The organism is Neobacillus jeddahensis, assembly GCF_000612625.1.
Taxonomy (GTDB): Bacteria; Bacillota; Bacilli; order Bacillales; family Cytobacillaceae; genus Neobacillus; species Neobacillus jeddahensis.
Map to the genome: position 1 here is coordinate 1 of NZ_CCAS010000039.1, position 16,886 is coordinate 16,886.

18 protein-coding genes are annotated in these 16,886 nt (G+C 37.7%); all 18 read right to left on the minus strand.

Translation table 11 applies throughout. From position 1 onward, the window contains the following. Positions 1-47: 47 nt before the first annotated feature. The 18 genes from coaE to citZ all read right to left on the minus strand — a co-directional run bounded on the left by coaE (position 48) and on the right by citZ (position 16,875). Positions 48-647 carry a dephospho-CoA kinase gene (gene coaE / locus TY15_RS15725; protein ID WP_040207691.1) on the minus strand — a complete coding sequence of 200 codons (600 nt, stop codon included), beginning with the start codon at positions 645-647 and terminating at the stop codon, positions 48-50. A gap of 62 nt (positions 648-709) precedes the next feature. Further along, on the minus strand, positions 710-1,345 hold the full coding sequence (ytaF, locus tag TY15_RS15730) for a sporulation membrane protein YtaF (RefSeq protein ID WP_040207690.1): 636 nt from the start codon (positions 1,343-1,345) through the stop codon (positions 710-712). Between the two features lie 108 nt (positions 1,346-1,453). After that, positions 1,454-2,281 (minus strand): DNA-formamidopyrimidine glycosylase, encoded by an 828-nt coding sequence (mutM, locus tag TY15_RS15735; RefSeq protein WP_040207689.1) that lies wholly within the window; start codon positions 2,279-2,281, stop codon positions 1,454-1,456. A 15-nt stretch (positions 2,282-2,296) separates the two neighbouring features. Next, positions 2,297-4,933 (minus strand): DNA polymerase I, encoded by a 2,637-nt coding sequence (polA, locus tag TY15_RS15740; RefSeq protein WP_040207687.1) that lies wholly within the window; start codon positions 4,931-4,933, stop codon positions 2,297-2,299. Beyond that, positions 4,915-6,366 (minus strand): two-component system histidine kinase PnpS, encoded by a 1,452-nt coding sequence (gene pnpS / locus TY15_RS15745; protein ID WP_052353811.1) that lies wholly within the window; start codon positions 6,364-6,366, stop codon positions 4,915-4,917. The genes polA and pnpS overlap by 19 nt, the downstream gene beginning before the upstream one ends. Next, complete coding sequence (locus TY15_RS15750; protein ID WP_040207686.1) at positions 6,363-7,079, minus strand: response regulator transcription factor; 717 nt, start codon at positions 7,077-7,079, stop codon at positions 6,363-6,365. Before TY15_RS15750 ends, pnpS begins: the two co-directional genes overlap by 4 nt. Positions 7,080-7,265: 186 nt before the next feature. Next, complete coding sequence (locus TY15_RS23260; RefSeq protein WP_455326435.1) at positions 7,266-7,823, minus strand: ISL3 family transposase; 558 nt, start codon at positions 7,821-7,823, stop codon at positions 7,266-7,268. Next, complete coding sequence (locus tag TY15_RS25365) at positions 7,793-8,020, minus strand: transposase (RefSeq protein ID WP_455326436.1); 228 nt, start codon at positions 8,018-8,020, stop codon at positions 7,793-7,795. Before TY15_RS25365 ends, TY15_RS23260 begins: the two co-directional genes overlap by 31 nt. Before the next feature lie 272 nt (positions 8,021-8,292). Further along, on the minus strand, positions 8,293-8,592 hold the full coding sequence (locus tag TY15_RS24050; protein WP_052353813.1) for a transposase family protein: 300 nt from the start codon (positions 8,590-8,592) through the stop codon (positions 8,293-8,295). A gap of 125 nt (positions 8,593-8,717) precedes the next feature. Next, positions 8,718-9,635, minus strand: a complete 918-nt coding sequence (locus TY15_RS15760; protein WP_244440945.1) for an ABC transporter permease — start codon at positions 9,633-9,635, stop codon at positions 8,718-8,720. Positions 9,636-9,682: 47 nt separating this feature from the next. Then, entirely contained in the window at positions 9,683-10,429 is a 747-nt protein-coding gene (locus TY15_RS15765) for an ABC transporter permease (RefSeq protein ID WP_040207683.1), read from the minus strand. Between the two features lie 10 nt (positions 10,430-10,439). Further along, positions 10,440-11,378, minus strand: coding sequence for an ABC transporter ATP-binding protein (locus TY15_RS15770; RefSeq protein WP_040207681.1), 939 nt, complete (start codon positions 11,376-11,378; stop codon positions 10,440-10,442). Positions 11,379-11,383: 5 nt separating this feature from the next. Further along, positions 11,384-11,695, minus strand: coding sequence for a hypothetical protein (locus TY15_RS15775; protein WP_081799435.1), 312 nt, complete (start codon positions 11,693-11,695; stop codon positions 11,384-11,386). Continuing rightward, positions 11,688-12,266 carry a MarR family winged helix-turn-helix transcriptional regulator gene (locus TY15_RS15780; protein WP_040207679.1) on the minus strand — a complete coding sequence of 193 codons (579 nt, stop codon included), beginning with the start codon at positions 12,264-12,266 and terminating at the stop codon, positions 11,688-11,690. The genes TY15_RS15775 and TY15_RS15780 overlap by 8 nt, the downstream gene beginning before the upstream one ends. Before the next feature lie 486 nt (positions 12,267-12,752). Then, on the minus strand, positions 12,753-13,229 hold the full coding sequence (locus TY15_RS15785) for a MaoC/PaaZ C-terminal domain-containing protein (RefSeq protein WP_040207678.1): 477 nt from the start codon (positions 13,227-13,229) through the stop codon (positions 12,753-12,755). Positions 13,230-13,315: 86 nt separating this feature from the next. Continuing rightward, positions 13,316-14,254 carry a malate dehydrogenase gene (mdh, locus tag TY15_RS15790; RefSeq protein WP_040207677.1) on the minus strand — a complete coding sequence of 313 codons (939 nt, stop codon included), beginning with the start codon at positions 14,252-14,254 and terminating at the stop codon, positions 13,316-13,318. Positions 14,255-14,345: 91 nt separating this feature from the next. After that, on the minus strand, positions 14,346-15,614 hold the full coding sequence (gene icd, locus TY15_RS15795; RefSeq protein WP_040207676.1) for an NADP-dependent isocitrate dehydrogenase: 1,269 nt from the start codon (positions 15,612-15,614) through the stop codon (positions 14,346-14,348). Between the two features lie 142 nt (positions 15,615-15,756). Then, complete coding sequence (gene citZ, locus TY15_RS15800) at positions 15,757-16,875, minus strand: citrate synthase (protein ID WP_040207675.1); 1,119 nt, start codon at positions 16,873-16,875, stop codon at positions 15,757-15,759. Positions 16,876-16,886 lie beyond the last annotated feature (11 nt).

The following is a 16,886-nucleotide window of genomic DNA, read 5'->3' on the forward strand; positions in this document are numbered from 1 at the left end:
AAAGAAGAAGGCAGGACTCATCTCCTGCCTTCACATATGAACTATTTTTATCGTATCTTCCAGCTCGTTAACACACCTAGAAGCTGTTGTTCAGTCTCTTCAATTACTCCATTATTATCAATTACGGCATCTGCTAGCTTCCGCTTTTCTGATAGAGCCATTTGCGATCGAATTCTTGCTTCTGCCTCTTCAACAGATAAGCTATTTCTCGTGATTAATCTCTGCAATTGTGTATCATGGTCAACATAAACGAGAATGGTTTTATCAACCATATAAGTTAATTTCCCTTCAAATAACAATGGAATGTCAAGTACGACTACCTTTTCTTGGTTCATTTTCGCCTTTTCTACCTGATCCATCATGCGCTTCCTTACTTCAGGATGGACAATTTCATTTAGGAGCAGCCGTTTATCAGTCTGGTGAAAAATAAGTGAACCGAGTTTTTGACGATCGATTTCCCCATCCGCCAATAATATCTCCTTGCCAAATTCAGCAATAATACGAGAGTAAGCCACTTCACCTTTCATTACCGCTAGGCGCGCTTCTATATCTGCATCGATTACAGTGATGTTCATTTTTTTAAACATGTTTGAAACTGTGCTTTTTCCACTGGCAATTCCGCCTGTTAACCCAATAACTAATGTCATTTGCTTTCCTCTCTTTATTAACACTTTAACAGTTCATTTAACTACCACTTCAACTGAGTAAGTTATAATTTATAGATTCCAATGATAATTAATAAAATCCCTGGTAAAAACGTAAACTTTTGAATCCATTCAAATTTATGAAAAAAGGTTCCACTTTTTATACCAAATAGAACGAATAGTGAGCTCATGATCGCCACTGTCAAGGCTAGATAGATGGGGGAATAACCTAGCATTGCTGCGCCAATACCTGCTCCGAAGGCATCAAATGACAGGGCAAAGCCTAGCATAAAAGCTTCGATTCCAGTGATGGTTCCAGATTGGTCAAAATCAGCAGACATTGGTTTTTTTAATATATTTACTGCTAATCCTAATGACCGGATTTCAAAATTCACAATTGTTTTTTCATGTTTTACGAGTTCTTTTTCTTTCTCAGGCCGAAAAAATTGAAACAGTACCCAGGAACCAAGGACAATAAGAATGATACCTCCAAGACTTGCCGTAAAATTATGCGAGAGAACCTTCTCCAAGCCATGTCCAATCGACACAGCAATTATTAAAGAGACGGCTGAGCATGTTGCGATAATGAGAACTGACTTAATCGGCATAACCATTTTCCTTAATCCATAGGTGAACCCGACACTAAAACTGTCAAGGCTAAGTGCAAATGCTAATATGAGAAGTGAGAACAATTGAACCATAAATCTAGGGCTCCTTCCTCCAAAATCACTACGATAGTATATGGCAGGAGCCCATCCAATGTTAAAAGAAAAGCGAAAGCGCCTTGATTAGGGGCGACAAGGATTTATTTATTTTTTTTGGCAGTTCGGGCAAAAATGCGTTCCTCTTCCACCAACCGTTGTTTTCTCAAGAGGAGTTCCGCATCTTTTACAAGCTTCCCCTTTCCGTCCATAAGCATATAACTCGAGCTGGAACATACCAATTTCTCCTTGCGAGTTAATATATGAGCGGATTGTGCTGCCACCTTTTTTTACCGCCTCGCTTAAAGTAGCTACAATTTCACGGTGCAGAACAATGATTTCATCCTCACTCAAGGTACTAGCGAGCCTCTCTGGATGTATACCAGCACGGAAAAGCGCTTCATCGACATAGATATTACCAAGACCAACAAAAAGCTTCTGGTCTAATAGAGCTGTTTTTATTTTTCTATTTGTTCTCGCTAACCTCTCAGCTAAATATTCTTTTGTAAACTCCTCCGAGAATGGTTCTGGACCGAGTTCAATTAATGGTGGTTTAAGGAATTCTTCCCCTTTTTTATAAAGATGCATGGTTCCAAACTTTCGAACATCACGATACCTTAACTCTGTACCATCGGTAAAATGAAAAATGACATGTGTATGTTTATCAAAAGGCTCTTCCATCGGATATAATCCATACTTGCCTTCCATTCGTAAATGAGACACAAGGGCAAACTGATCGGTATAAAGAATTAAAAATTTCCCTCTTCTTCCGACATCTACAATCGTCTCACCTTTTAGGGCATCGATAAATTGTTCAACATCAACCGGAGCCTTAATAATTTTTGGCCAGAAGACCTTTGTATCTTGAATTTTCTTATTTAGCACTAAGTTTTTTAACGTTTTTCTAACCGTCTCTACCTCAGGAAGCTCAGGCAAACTAGATCCCCCTTACTATTTAGCATCAAACCAGGTTGGACCATAGGCATAGTCCACTTTCAACGGTACCTTTAATTCAAGCGCATTCTCCATCACGTTTGGGACTAACTTCTTCAGGATTTCAATCTCATCTTCAGGAGCTTCGAAGATCAATTCATCATGCACTTGAAGCAATAGGCGTGTTTTAAGACCTTTATCCTTTAGGGCCTCGTCCATATCAATCATAGCTTTCTTGATAATATCAGCGGCGCTGCCTTGGATTGGCGTGTTCATCGCTGTTCTTTCCGCAAAGCTTCTTATATTAAAATTACGAGCGGTGATTTCAGGTAGATAACGTCTTCTTTGCATTAGTGTTGTCACAAACCCTTTTTGTCGGGCTGAATGAATGATGTCATCCATATATTCCTTTACACCTGGATAGGTATCAAGGTAACGTTCAATAAACTGACCCGCTTCTTTTCGAGTGATACCCAACGATTGGGAAAGACCATAATCACTTATTCCGTAGACAATCCCGAAGTTAACAGCCTTGGCCTGGCGTCTCATATTGGAAGTTACCTCGTCTTTGTCAACATGAAATACCTCCATCGCTGTTTTCGTATGAATGTCCATATCATCTTTAAATGCCTGAATAAGTTTTTCATCTCCGGCAATATCAGCCAGAACACGGAGTTCAATTTGCGAATAGTCCGCCGCAAAAATGACCCAGCCCTCTTCTGATGGAACAAATGCTTGACGAATCTTGCGGCCTTCCTCCAGGCGAATGGGAATGTTTTGTAGGTTGGGATCAATCGAGCTTAATCTGCCGGTCGCCGTTAATGTTTGTTGATATCTCGTATGAACCTTGTCGGTTTTCGGATTAATCACTTTTAGCAGACCCTCAATATACGTGGATTGCAGCTTTCCTAATTGGCGATAAAGGAGAATATGCTCAATGATTTCATGGTCCTCCGCTAATTTTTCTAAAACATCAGCTGAAGTTGAATGACCTGTTTTCGTTTTCTTAAAAGAATGCAGACCCAACTTTTTAAACAAAATGACCCCTAGTTGCTTTGGAGAATTAATATTAAACTTCTCACCTGCAAGCTGACATATTTTCTCTTCGATTTGAACGAGTCGCTCATTCAGTTCCTTCCCCATCAACTGTAATCGTTCCTGTTCCACTTTTATTCCGCACGATTCCATATCTGCTAATATTAAAGATAACGGCATTTCAAGCTCTTTAAATAACTCATATTGTTCATTTTGAGCCAATTCATCCTCTAGCTTCTCTTTTAAGTCGAACATGGCAAGTCCCTTGCGAACGAGGTGCTGAGCAAGCTTAGCCACTTCAGGAACGCTTCGCTTCGCACCTTTTCCATAAAATGATTCATCCGATTGAATATTATGGATGTCGTATCGTTTGGCAATGGCCGCTAAATCCTCAATATTTTCAGAAGGATTGATAAGATAAGAAGCCATAAGAATATCAAAATTAACTCCTTTTAAATGAATATCATATCTTCGTAATGACACCTCAGTGCGCTTAGCATCATAAACAATTTTCTTCTTTCCTTCATCCTCGGCCCATCTTTTAAAAGCAGGAGATTTTAATACCTGATCTGTCGGCAAATAATAATTTCCATTCTTATTAACAAGCGAAAACCCAATGATCTCTGCATAGTGATAATTATCATCTAGCATTTCAACATAAAAATAATTGATCTCTGCAAAGAGTTCATCTGTTATTTCTTCTGGTATGACATACTTTATCTCCTCTAACTCCATCACTTCGATTTCAGTTGTATCTTCCCCCAACCTATCCAATAAGGAGTGGAAACCCAATTCTTTAAATAAACTAACCAGCTTCTCTCTAGTAAAGCCCTCATAATGAAGCGTATCTAACGCGACTTCAACAGGGGCTTTCCGTTCAATCGTAGCAAGCTCTTTGCTCATGATTGCTTGGTCTTTAAATTCAGCTAATTTTTCTTTTAGTTTATTCCCACTAACCTGATCAATTGAATCTAACAAATTTTCTAAAGTTGAAAACTCCTTTAGTAATTTGATTGCCGTTTTTTCCCCGACACCTGGAACTCCTGGGATATTATCAGAAGCATCACCCATTAACCCCTTCATATCGATAATTTGTTCTGGTGTCAGGCCATATTTTTCAGCCACATGTTTTGGGGTATACTCCTCGATATCGGTAATCCCTTTTCGAGTAATCCCGACAGTTGTGAAAGGAGAAGAAAGTTGTGTTAAATCCTTATCACCGGAGATGACTTTAACTTCGTAGCCGTCTGTTTCAGCTGTTAACGAAAGGGTACCGATAATATCATCGGCTTCATAGTTCTCAAGTTCATATCTAGGGATTCCGTATGCATCTAGTAGTTCGCGGATGAATGGAAATTGCTCGGATAATTCTGGTGGCGTTTTTTGTCTCCCACCTTTATATTCCCCAAATGTCTTATGACGAAAGGTTGTTTTCCCCGCATCAAATGCAACAAGCATATGTGTAGGTTTTTCATCTTCTAAAATTTTCATTAACATCATCGTAAAACCATATACCGCATTTGTATGTATACCTTTATCATTGTTCAGTAATGGTAAGGCAAAAAATGCCCTGTATGCAATACTGTTCCCGTCAATCAACACTAGCTTTTTCTTATCCATTTTTCTTCACCATCCAAAAAATTCTTCTTTTTCAGCTCGATAATAAATTCACTACCTTCACCCATTTTACTTCTAACACTGATGCTGCCATGATGGGCCTCTATTAAATGTTTGACAATGGCTAATCCAAGTCCTGTCCCACCAGAGTTCCGACTTCTAGCACGGTCAACTCGATAAAACCGTTCAAAAATCCGTGGAATGTCTTCCTTATTTATACCCACCCCCGTGTCCTTGACATGAATCCGAACATTTTCTTCATAGTCAAGAAGGATTATTTTAATATCACCCTCCGCTGGTGTATAGGTAATGGCATTCCCAATTAAGTTGATAAACACTTGTTTTAAACGATCGATATCCGCGTTTATTAGTACTTGTTTCTGTTTACTATAGAATTCAAGACGAAGATTCTTTGCCTTAGCCTTTCCCTCAAGCAGTTTGATAACTTCATTCAGCAATGGATATAAATCCACTTCCTGAATGTTCAATTGGAAGCCCTGCTGCTCAATTTTGGAAAGCTCTAAGAGTTCTTGGATAAGGGTTTGTAACCGATCGCTTTCCTTTAATATAATCGATAGAAACGCCTCCAACGAATCTTTATTATTCATCGCTCCGTCCAATAGGGTTTCAGCAAAGCCTTTGATCGACGTAACAGGTGTTTTTAACTCATGCGAAACATTAGCGACAAAGTCCTTTCGCATTTGCTCAAGTTTCTTTAATTCTGTTATATCGTGGAAAACGAGCAATACCCCTTTCCAAACATTGTTTGTTCCAATAATCGGAACCCCATAGACCACAAAATATCTTCTTTCAATTATTAATGGAATTAATAAGTGTTTACTGCACTTTTTCTCAGTCCGGAATACTTCTGCAACTAAGTGACAAATTTCCTCATTTTCAAGTACTTCATAATAAAGTTTATCTAAATAGTTTTTTGGATCTATATGAAATATGTCAATATAGCCTTTATTTATAAGGTTTATATAGCCACGGCTATCAATTAAAATTAAACCTGCTCCCATATTCTCAATCAACACACTTAATCGATCCTGTTGCATTTCTTGTGCTTTGCTGAGCCCTTGAAGGTTTTCAGCAAGCACATTAATAGATGATCCTAGTATCCCAGCATCATCAAAACGATCCACTTTTGTTCGGGCTCGATAGTTGCCGTGGGCAAGTTCTAAGGCAACTTCAGTAGCTTCCTTAATTGGTTTTGTATATCTTGATGAGATCCTTAGTCCAAGGATTATGATAATAATAACGGTAATCCCAAGACTGAAAGAAAAAATCCACCAAATTTCTATTTTGAGGTGTTCATTAAGAGCGTCCATCAGGTCATTTTTTAATAATTGACCGAGTAATATTCCTATTCCAACTAATACAGTACACATTAAGGTAATGAATACGGTGAAAAGCCACGTTCCTAATTTTGTCATTCGCCTTTTGGATCCTCCAATTTGTATCCTAGACCACGCATGGTTTTTATATAGATAGGTTTTTTCGTATCCTCTTCAATTTTCTCTCTTAAATGTGAAATATGTACATCTACAATCCTAGTATCGCCAGCAAAGTCATAATTCCAAACTGCACTGAGTAATTGATCACGGGTTAAAACACGGCCTTTATTTTGGGCAAGAAAAAGGAGCAATTCAAACTCCTTTAAAGTTAACTCCAAAAGGTCTCCTTTAAAGTAAGCTTCATATTTTTCTGGGTGAAGAGTTAATTTTCCAATTCCAATTTGTCCATCGGATTCATCCTTCTCCAATGCTGCTCCAATTTGAAACTGGGTCCTTCTTAAAATGGCCTTTACTCGAGCAATAACTTCTCGTGGACTGAATGGCTTGACCATGTAATCGTCCGCGCCCAATTCTAATCCTATAATTTTATCAAGCTGATCATCTTTTGCTGTTAACATTAATATAGGAATCATAATATTTTTTTGTCGCAACTGTTTGCATACTTCCATGCCATCCAATATCGGCAGCATAAGATCAAGGACAATAATATCCGGGGATTCTTTTTCCGCTAGCTGTTTCCCCTGTAGTCCATCCATAGCGGTTATGACCTCAAATCCCGCCTGTTCTAAATTATATTGAAGTAAGGTAACAATTGATTGTTCATCATCAACAACAAGTACTTTATTTTTCATAATTTCCCCCACCTATTTTGTTACCTTCATTATATATATAAGGATGAGAGATTATCTAGTTTTACGGGCTAATTTAATTATAAAAGAGGATTTTCAAGAAGAATCTTTTTTATAGGAAGTGAGGAATGCATTATTTTAATGGAATAAAGAAATTAGGGGTAATCGGAAAATAGTGTGGAAAGAGGGTTAAAAGTTACCCTCTTCCATAGCCTTGGTCAATGTGGAAAAATCAGCACCATAGATTTCCTCAAACACCCATTCATAGCCAGTATGTGCCCAATTTGGGAACTGATCAGGTAACATTTTCCCAAAAGTGACTTCGATTTCTTTGAATTTCTTTTTCTTTTTTACTTTACGATAGCCTTGTGTAAACAGGATTTTTGCTCTAAGGGCTTCAAAAGAGTATCCACGGCCAACATGGTTCATTGTCTTAATTAAACGATTCAAGGATTCTGTATAGGCGTTTGTAATAGGAGAATTGAAATAGTTGAATATCTCTTCTCCCCAATTATTCATTGCTTTAATCAGATCTTCAAAATAAGTCATTAAATCTTTAGGTATATTTGAAAACCAGTTTTGGTAAAGTTTATAGGCCTCATTGATTGATTCTGCCTCATAGATATCAAAGAATTGCTCTTTAAGCTCGTATGCTTTACCGAGTGACGGGAGCATATCAGTCCAAATTTGCAATTTTATTTGATCGTCGAAGTCGTTTAGTCTTTTCGTCTTGTTAGAAGCACATATAAGTCCCTCATAAGTTGCCTACGCTCTTCAGCTGACACATTTTTACGGTTAGCCTTTCGTATCTTTTCCAAGGCTTTATTGGCTAATTTAATAATATGAAACTTATCAATTACGATTTTAGCATGAGGTATCACTGTATTTACAGCACTTTTATAAGGGTTCCACAAATCCATTACTACAAGTTCGATTTTATCAATGTTCTGGAGCTTGAAAAGTAGCTTATAACCATATCCTTACTTCGTTTTCGTAAAATATCAATTACCAACCTGTTTTCAACATCTGTGATAACACAAAGATTTTTTTTAAGCAAATGAACTTCATCAATACCAAGCCAATTAGGAGTTCTAATATCAATTTGAGCTTCAAGTTCAATAACGTAGTCATTAAAAATGCTTCGTACAGTCCTTTCATCAACACCTATCCTATCTGCAACGCTGATAAACTTTCTTTCAAGACTTGCTTCTTGAATTCAATCTATTAGCCTATTAGTAACAGAACGATTGATATCCATATCCAGTAGATTTTCAAAAAATGTTTCATTACATTCCCTACATTTATATCGTTGGCGATCGACATAAATACCGACACGTTTTGCGTGCATTGGTAGATCAAAAAATAGCTGTTTTTTCTTACCATGTTTATATAAGTTTGCAACAGTACCACATTTTGGACAGTAAAACGGAGGTGATGACGCAGTTTCTACCAAGAACCGATAATCATCATCATTTTCTTTCATATCTAAAATCTCGAGATTTGGTAAATTGAGCATATTGTTTAACACCTTTATTCTATCCTTTTCCTAGATGATTAATTTAATATTGAATTAATTCCCCTCAATAAGAAAATACAAGAGCTGTTAATACGGCTTTTGATTCCAAAGGGAAAAATTTAATATTAATAGACACCTTTTTTAATCCTCCTATTTGTTACAACACTACCTACTAACCATAGAGCAAAGACCCATGTAACGGTATAGGTAAGTTGCCCTGCGAATTCTTGAAAAGCTCTACCGTTTTCAACAGCTTGAATCAAGATCATAAATGCTTTTTGTGGGAGGATATTGCAAAGCACATCTAACACCTTGATATTGCCTGTAAAATTGAAAAAGCACCCGGCTAGAATACAGGTAATAATGCTGATTCCACTTGTACCCAAACTAATATTTCTATCCATAATAGATGCCATAAATAATGAAAAAGCCGTTGCAAGGGAAGCTAGTATAACCAGTAATACTGCTAAATTACCCAAGCCGAAACCTATTTCAACCCCAAAACATATTTTGGTGATAGCAATGGCTATAAAAGTTGGAACGTATAGACAAATAAATGTGAATATGCCCTGTGCAGCTAAATATTGCCTGCTATTGACTGGCGAAGTAAGTATCCGTTTAAATGTTGAGTTGTTCCGATCTTCGGGATAGAATGTAGTTAAAGCAACCCCTTGCATTAAAGCGAGCATGAGGACAAAGCCGAGAATGTTTGTACCAATACCACGCTGTTCCGTTTTATTGTTCTCTGGAAGTTTTCCACCCTCAAAAAATGTTTGGATCGCTTTTTTATCTGATTCACCTTTTAATGTGGTGACTTTAAATTCGCCATCTTTATTGACCTCAACAAAAGCGTTATATTTCCCCATTGCTAGTGAAGATGTAGCTGGCCGTTCATTTATTTTGTCGATCTGGATGGACTTACTTTTTGGAAATGAGATGGCATGGTCTGAAATGAACGCAACTTTATAGACATTCGTAAAATGTCCTGAAAAAAATATTGCAGCACCGATGAATAAGGGCATCACAACAACTGCAATAATCATGATGTGCATCTTGTCAGGAATTCGCAAAAACCTGTTTCTTATTAGATTTAGCATGTGAAATCCTCCGGTTTAAATGTTAATTGACATACAATAACGCAAGCAATGGAAGCACCGAAAAGGGAAAAGGTTACTGGCAATAATAATGCAAAATCATTGTCATAAATAATACGAAACGCACATTCTAAAATCCACTTAACAGGGGATAGGTTTGATATGGCTGCCACAGTTTTACCAAGCCCATATACGCTAAAAAATATACCCCCAAAAGCACTAAAAAAAAGAACAGGAAGTTGCGAAATGGAACTTGCCTTTTCTTCATCTCCCATCACACAACACATCATTGTACCAAAACAGCTACCGAATAAAACAAGCATATTTACCAACAGCAAAATGTACGGGAGATTTCCGCCACCATAGTTGATGTGAAAAAGGTATTGCCCAATCATTAAGATGATACTAAATGATAGTGTACCTAATATATATGTTGACAGTATTTTAGATAAATAGATTTCGGCTTTTGGAATCGGGGCGTAAATCATCCGTATATTCGCTCGTTTCACTCGCTCTTCCATAAAAGCATTGGTAGCCGTCATAATAATCAGCAAGGCGGAGAGTGTGATCATGGATACACCATAGTAATCATAAGAACTCATATTGCCGGAGCCAAAAAATGATTGTGTTACAAAGCCCATTAACCCTATTAAAATCAAAGGCATTACGGTATTTGAAAAAAGTAAAGTTGGGTTTCTAAGAATATTCTCAAAGTCAAATTTAGCAATCCTTAAAAAACGCATATTATCCCCCCTAATCCCTAAGTCTTCTACCCGTCAAGTCTAAAAAGACGGTTTCCAGAGATGCTTCTTTGCTTGTCATCTTTTCAAATGAACAACCATTATCGAGTAATGTAGAAACAATGCCATTTAAGGTATCCTTGGATTTTTTACTTGTGATCGTTAAATCTTTTCCATATAATTGAACATTCGTAACACCGACAATCTGAGAAATTTGTCGTTCATCAAGTTGATTGGAGCTATCAATCTCAAACGTATATGTGATTTCATTTCTAATATTTTGAATTAATTCTTCCTTTTTGCCTACCGCAATGATCCTGCCTTCGTTCATAATCATAATTCGGTCAGAGATGGTTTCAACTTCCTCCATATAGTGAGTGGAGTAAATAATCGTAGCCCCCCTTTGACGCAGGACTTTTATAGATTCCAAAATATGATTTCTGGATTGAGGGTCAATTCCAACTGTAGGTTCATCCATAATGATTAACTTCGGTCTATGGGCAATCGCACATGCAATATTCAATCTACGTTTCATACCGCCTGAAAAGGTCTTTGGTTTATCATCCTTTTTATCGTATAGGCCTACTAGATCCAGAGCTTCCTGAACCAATTCATTCAGTTTACTCCCTTTAAATCCATACAGACCAACAAAAAAGCGGACATTTTGTTCTGCCGTTATTTCTTCAAATATGGCAATATCTTGCGGAACAATACCAATCCTCTTTTTGATAGATTTAGCTTCACGAATCAAGTCATATCCTAATATTTGCACCTCCCCATTATCAGGGGATAACACAGTAGCTAGAATATTAATGGTGGTGCTTTTTCCTGCACCGTTTGGCCCTAAAAGACCGAGAATTTCTCCTTTTTGAATGGAAAAACTAATGCCTGCCACGGCCTTTTTTGATTGATAACTTTTTTCGAGATTATTTACTGAGACAATTGTATCCATCGTATTTATTCCTTTCTTCCATTATTTTTTGATAAAGAAAAAATGAGCAATACGGCATTACTAAGAATGCTGACTATGCCTAACCAAAACAGCCAACTTGTTGCAGAAAACAAGGAAACAACAATGATAAATAGGGCAATGGCAATGGATATACAATTGTCAGCCCCGTTTCGTTTCTTATGGTGGTGAAGTCTATGGTTGGCCTGAAAAATAGATGTTTGGACTGTTTTCTTTACATAATAGGCTTTTTCTTTTATCTTATTCTCGGTGTCTTTTGATTTTTGACGAAGCATATGACCAAAATAGGATTCATTCACCATTAGCCCCCCCATATCGGCGTTTTGAAAACTTGGCCAAGACTTTTTCCTGATAACTATCTAAATCTGACTGAATCTGCTCATTAAATTCAAGATTTGCATCCTCTTCAAAACCATCTAGATCTTCGCCGTCAAAGCGATAGAGCTTTTGTAAAAGCCTCCAAAACGTTTCAATTTCGTCAGTTGTAAATTCATGAAACATATTTTCCAAAAAGAGGGTTGTCTTTTCAAAACTAGTAACTAACGCTTTTTTTCCTTCATTTGTAATCTCGACATTGATCGAACGTTTATCTGTTTTACTTGGCATTGTTCGAACGTACCCTTTTTTTACAAGGCTTGTAATCAATTTGTTAGCAGTTTGCTTTGTTGTATCTAACTTTTTGGCGATATTCATTAGTGTGGTACTTTCGGTTGGCAAATGGGCAATAGCAATAAGAGCCATATGTTGTCGGGACGTTAATATATCTAGGTTTTCATCCCCCCGAGTTTGAACTTTATTGACAACCGAAAACAATGTTGCGTAACTTTGCTGCATAAAATGCAGTTCTTTCATTAACAATTTGATATCCATATTTAACTCCCTTCTCAAATAGTCAACATGCTGACTATTACAATATACAACGAATATTAAAACAGGTCAACATGGTGACCAAATCTTTGTTAGACATTTTATTGGTTTGAATTCATGGCATAATATCGTAATTAGGACCCAAGAAATTTTGGACACGGGGGTATGATGAATTTTTCCAAAACCATAAAAAGAATCCATTTTGATATTTTTTCAAAATGGATTCTTTTTGATTGCTACCTTATAATCCTTAACAACGTTTTTTTATCGAACTTTGCTCAAGGCTACTAGAGACTTTGTATTGTATTGTTCCACACAATAATCCGATTTACGATATAAATTACCACTTATATATATTGCGACTTTTCCACACGATAATCCGATTACCCGAAATTAGTTGGGCCTTTGAAATACAATATCATTAACCCAACTAAATTGGCTCTTGTCATTCCGGTCAGTTCGACACACTCTTAACAAGCGATGACATCATCAAAAGTTATCCAATGCCTTTCCGTGAATATCTTCTAAGCGATGGGGAGGGCAAACCTTGATCTTTCCATGAATGACAGACTCATTTTTTTCATTCTTCCCTACAACCTTAATGACTATCACATGTTCCGCATTCAATACCTCGATCACTTCTAGTAGAAACTCGATATTTGCATAGTGATAGACTGGCTTTAAAAACTCCAGATCATGACTAATGACATGACTTCCTGGTCCTGGTAAATATTTAGAGATCGCAGAGGTAATCATGCCCGTTAACATAATACTTGGCACAATAGGCTTTTCAAATGGCGTTTGTGATGCATAGTCATGCTGAATATAGAGAGGGTTTGCATCATCCGTTAATCCTAAATATAAAAGAAGATCCTTATCTTCAATCTTTTCTGTCAATGATAATTTTTCACCCACTGTTATTTCTTCAATTCGTCGCCCTAACTTTCTTTTTTTACCTAATAGCATCCAATTCCACCTCATCTGTAAGCGTTTGCATTTATTTAGATAGAGAAATTCGGGGACAGCTTCTGACCCCGAATTTCAAAATTATTTTATGCTAATACTTGCATAACATTGCGAACGGATTCAACTGATTTATCTAAAGCAGCTTTTTCGTCAGCAGTTAGTTTAAGCTCGATTACTTTTTCAATACCATTTGCACCAAGGATAGTTGGTACGCCAAGGTAAATGCCTTCGTACCCAAATTCTCCTTCAAGATAGGCAATAGAAGGAAGAACACGTCGTTGGTCTTTCAGGATTGCTTCACACATTTCGACTAAAGAAGCAGCAGGAGCATAATAAGCACTACCATTACCTAAAAGGTTAACGATTTCACCGCCGCCTTTTCTTGTGCGTTCAACAATTGCTTCTAAACGGTCTTTAGGAATTAATGTTTCTAATGGAATTCCACCAGCATAGGAGTATCGTACAAGGGGAACCATGTCATCACCATGTCCACCCAACACAAAGCCTGTAATGTCTTTAACAGAAAGGTTTAATTCTTGAGCAACAAATGTGCGGAAACGTGCGGAATCAAGAACCCCTGATTGGCCGATTACACGGTTTTTCGGGAATCCTGATTCCTTAAAAACCGTGTAGGTCATTGCATCTACTGGGTTAGTTAAAACAATAATCGTACAGTTAGGAGAATACTTCACGATCTCTTGAGTTACACTTTTCATAACCTTTTGGTTTGTCTGAACTAAATCATCACGACTCATACCAGGCTTACGCGCAATACCAGCCGTGATGACGACGATATCTGAATCACGAGTTTCTTCATAGTTTGAAGTACCTGTTATAGTAGAATCAAAGCCTTGGACCGGACTGGCTTCAAGCATGTCTAATGCTTTACCTTTTGTTGGGTTTTCCATTTGTGGGATATCAACAAGAACTACATCTCCAAGTTCCTTTTGCGCAAGTAAAAATGCAGTAGTCGCTCCAGTAAATCCTCCGCCGATTACAGTTACCTTTTTACGCTTTAAAGACATTATGACTCTCCCCTTTGAACTTTTTTGTTTGACTTAAACCTTAAAATGCAGGAGGGGCTTTTGAAGTAACAGCCCGCATCTGCATCAACTTTTATTCCATGTTCTTAATAAGTTCGTCACCAAATTCAGAAGTCTTCACTTCAGTTGCTCCGTCCATCAAACGAGCAAAATCGTAAGTTACAACTTTTGATGCGATGGTCTTTTCAACTGATTTAATCACCATTGTTGCTGCTTCATTCCAGCCAAGGTGCTCAAGAAGTAATACTCCAGATAAAATAACAGACGATGGATTTACCTTGTCAAGTCCAGCATATTTAGGAGCTGTACCATGTGTCGCTTCAAAAATAGCATGTCCTGTTTCATAATTGATGTTTGCTCCTGGAGCAATTCCGATCCCACCAACTTGTGCTGCAAGTGCATCTGAAATGAAGTCACCGTTTAAGTTCATTGTCGCAACAACATCAAATTCGCGTGGACGTGTAAGAATTTGTTGTAAGAAAATATCAGCAATTGCATCTTTTACAATGATTTTCCCAGCAGCTTCTGCATCAGCTTGGGCTTTGTTTGCTGCATCTGTACCTTGTTCTGCCTTAATACGATCATATTGAGCCCAGGTAAACACTTTATCGCCGAATTCTTTTTCAGCTAGTTCATAACCCCAGTTTTTAAACGCGCCTTCAGTAAATTTCATGATATTTCCTTTGTGCACGAGTGTAACGGACTTACGGCCTTCTTTAATCGCATAATTAATGGCAGCACGTACTAGACGAGTAGTTCCTTCTTCAGAAACAGGTTTAATACCGATACCTGAAGTTTCAGGGAATCTGATTTTATTAACACCCATTTCGTTTTGTAGGAAGTCGATTACTTTTTTAACTGCCTCAGAACCTTTTTCGTATTCAATACCTGCATAAATATCTTCAGTATTTTCGCGGAAGATAACCATGTCCGTATCTTGTGGACGCTTAACCGGCGATGGAACGCCTTCAAACCATCTTACTGGACGTAAGCAGACGAACAAATCTAATTCTTGGCGTAGAGCAACGTTCAATGAACGGATACCGCCGCCAACTGGAGTTGTAAGTGGGCCTTTGATCGCAATCAAGTATTCATTGATGACATCAAGTGTTTCTTTTGGAAGCCATTCGCCAGTTGCGTTAAATGCCTTTTCGCCAGCTAATACTTCTTTCCATATTAGTTTGCGTTCCCCTTTGTAGGCTTTTTCAACAGCAGCATTTAGGACTCTTTCAGAAGCTGCCCAAATATCCGGTCCAATTCCGTCTCCTTCAATAAATGGGATAATTGGATTGTTTGGTACATTTAATACTCCGTTTGTAACTGTAATTTTTTCGCCTGACATTGTTGTTCCCCCTTCAGTTATGTAAAAAATTCTTCAACCATTGTTCGTTACTATTTCAATGACCGGATGAAAGGTTAGAGAGTGTTACCTCTAACCTTTCATCCAATACTATTGAATCAATTTTTTGAATAAAAGTAAAATATTAACCTCTTTGTTCAACTGGAATATATTTTTGCATTCCTGGGCCCGTATATTCTGCACGTGGACGGATTAAACGATTGTTTTCATATTGTTCTAAGATATGTGCTAGCCAACCAGACACACGGCTAACGGCAAAGATTGGTGTCATTAAATCATGGTCAATCCCAAGACTATGATAAACAGATGCTGAATAAAAATCCACGTTTGGCGGTAATTGTTTCTCACCTGTCACGATGCTTTCCATCTTAACTGACATATCGTACCAATGTGGTGCTCCAGTAAGTTCTGTTAATTTCTTTGACATTTCCTTTAAGTGCTTCGCTCGTGGATCGCCTTTACGATATACCCTGTGGCCAAAGCCCATAATTTTTTCTTTATTGGCAAGCTTTTCGCGAACATATGGCTCAACATTCTCAAGTGTGCCTATTTCAGTTAGCATTTTCATTACGGCTTCATTTGCACCACCATGCAGTGGCCCTTTTAGTGCTCCAATTGCTGAAGTTATACCAGAGTAAACATCCGATAGAGTTGCCACGCAAACACGTGCAGTAAAAGTTGAAGCATTTAATTCATGGTCTGCATGTAAAACAAGTGCTTTATTCATAGCTTCTACGGCAATTTTCTCAGGTTCCTTCCCCGTTAACATATAGAGGAAATTGGCAGCAAAGCTCAAATCCTGTCTTGGGGCAATTGGCTCAAGCCCTTTTCTAACACGTGCAAATGTTGTGACAATTGCAGGCATTTTTGCTTGAAGACGAACTGCTTTTCGATAATTAGCTGCCTCGTCCATTTGATCTGCTTCTTCATCATATAATCCTAATAGAGAAACGGCTGAACGAAGCGCTGCCATCGGATGTACCTTTTGAATCGGATACATTTTAAAGTGTTCGATCACTTCTTGTGGAAGAGCAGCATTTTCCGCTAATTGTTTTTTTAACTCCGTTAACTGTTGGATATTAGGTAATTTACGGTGCCATAATAAATAGATTACCTCTTCAAAGCTAGCATTCACAGCTAGATCATCAATGTCATAGCCAACATATGTTAGCGTGTCATCAATAATTGAGCTAATCGATGATGTTGTTGCCACTACCCCTTCAAGACCGCGTGTTACTGTCATAGTAAATCTCT

What these genes read in the sequence shown, in the direction of transcription:
- TY15_RS15770 (WP_040207681.1), bottom strand. Translation starts at nt 11,378, where the DNA reads ATGGATACAATTGTCTCAGTAAATAATCTCGAAAAAAGTTATCAATCA.
- pnpS (WP_052353811.1), bottom strand. Translation starts at nt 6,366, where the DNA reads ATGACAAAATTAGGAACGTGGCTTTTCACCGTATTCATTACCTTAATG.
- TY15_RS15780 (WP_040207679.1), bottom strand. Translation starts at nt 12,266, where the DNA reads ATGGATATCAAATTGTTAATGAAAGAACTGCATTTTATGCAGCAAAGT.
- citZ (WP_040207675.1), bottom strand. Translation starts at nt 16,875, where the DNA reads ATGACAGTAACACGCGGTCTTGAAGGGGTAGTGGCAACAACATCATCG.
- TY15_RS15765 (WP_040207683.1), bottom strand. Translation starts at nt 10,429, where the DNA reads ATGCGTTTTTTAAGGATTGCTAAATTTGACTTTGAGAATATTCTTAGA.
- icd (WP_040207676.1), bottom strand. Translation starts at nt 15,614, where the DNA reads ATGTCAGGCGAAAAAATTACAGTTACAAACGGAGTATTAAATGTACCA.
- mdh (WP_040207677.1), bottom strand. Translation starts at nt 14,254, where the DNA reads ATGTCTTTAAAGCGTAAAAAGGTAACTGTAATCGGCGGAGGATTTACT.
- polA (WP_040207687.1), bottom strand. Translation starts at nt 4,933, where the DNA reads ATGGATAAGAAAAAGCTAGTGTTGATTGACGGGAACAGTATTGCATAC.
- ytaF (WP_040207690.1), bottom strand. Translation starts at nt 1,345, where the DNA reads ATGGTTCAATTGTTCTCACTTCTCATATTAGCATTTGCACTTAGCCTT.
- coaE (WP_040207691.1), bottom strand. Translation starts at nt 647, where the DNA reads ATGACATTAGTTATTGGGTTAACAGGCGGAATTGCCAGTGGAAAAAGC.
- TY15_RS15760 (WP_244440945.1), bottom strand. Translation starts at nt 9,635, where the DNA reads ATGATTATTGCAGTTGTTGTGATGCCCTTATTCATCGGTGCTGCAATA.
- TY15_RS15785 (WP_040207678.1), bottom strand. Translation starts at nt 13,229, where the DNA reads ATGCTATTAGGTAAAAAAAGAAAGTTAGGGCGACGAATTGAAGAAATA.
- TY15_RS15750 (WP_040207686.1), bottom strand. Translation starts at nt 7,079, where the DNA reads ATGAAAAATAAAGTACTTGTTGTTGATGATGAACAATCAATTGTTACC.
- TY15_RS24050 (WP_052353813.1), bottom strand. Translation starts at nt 8,592, where the DNA reads ATGCTCAATTTACCAAATCTCGAGATTTTAGATATGAAAGAAAATGAT.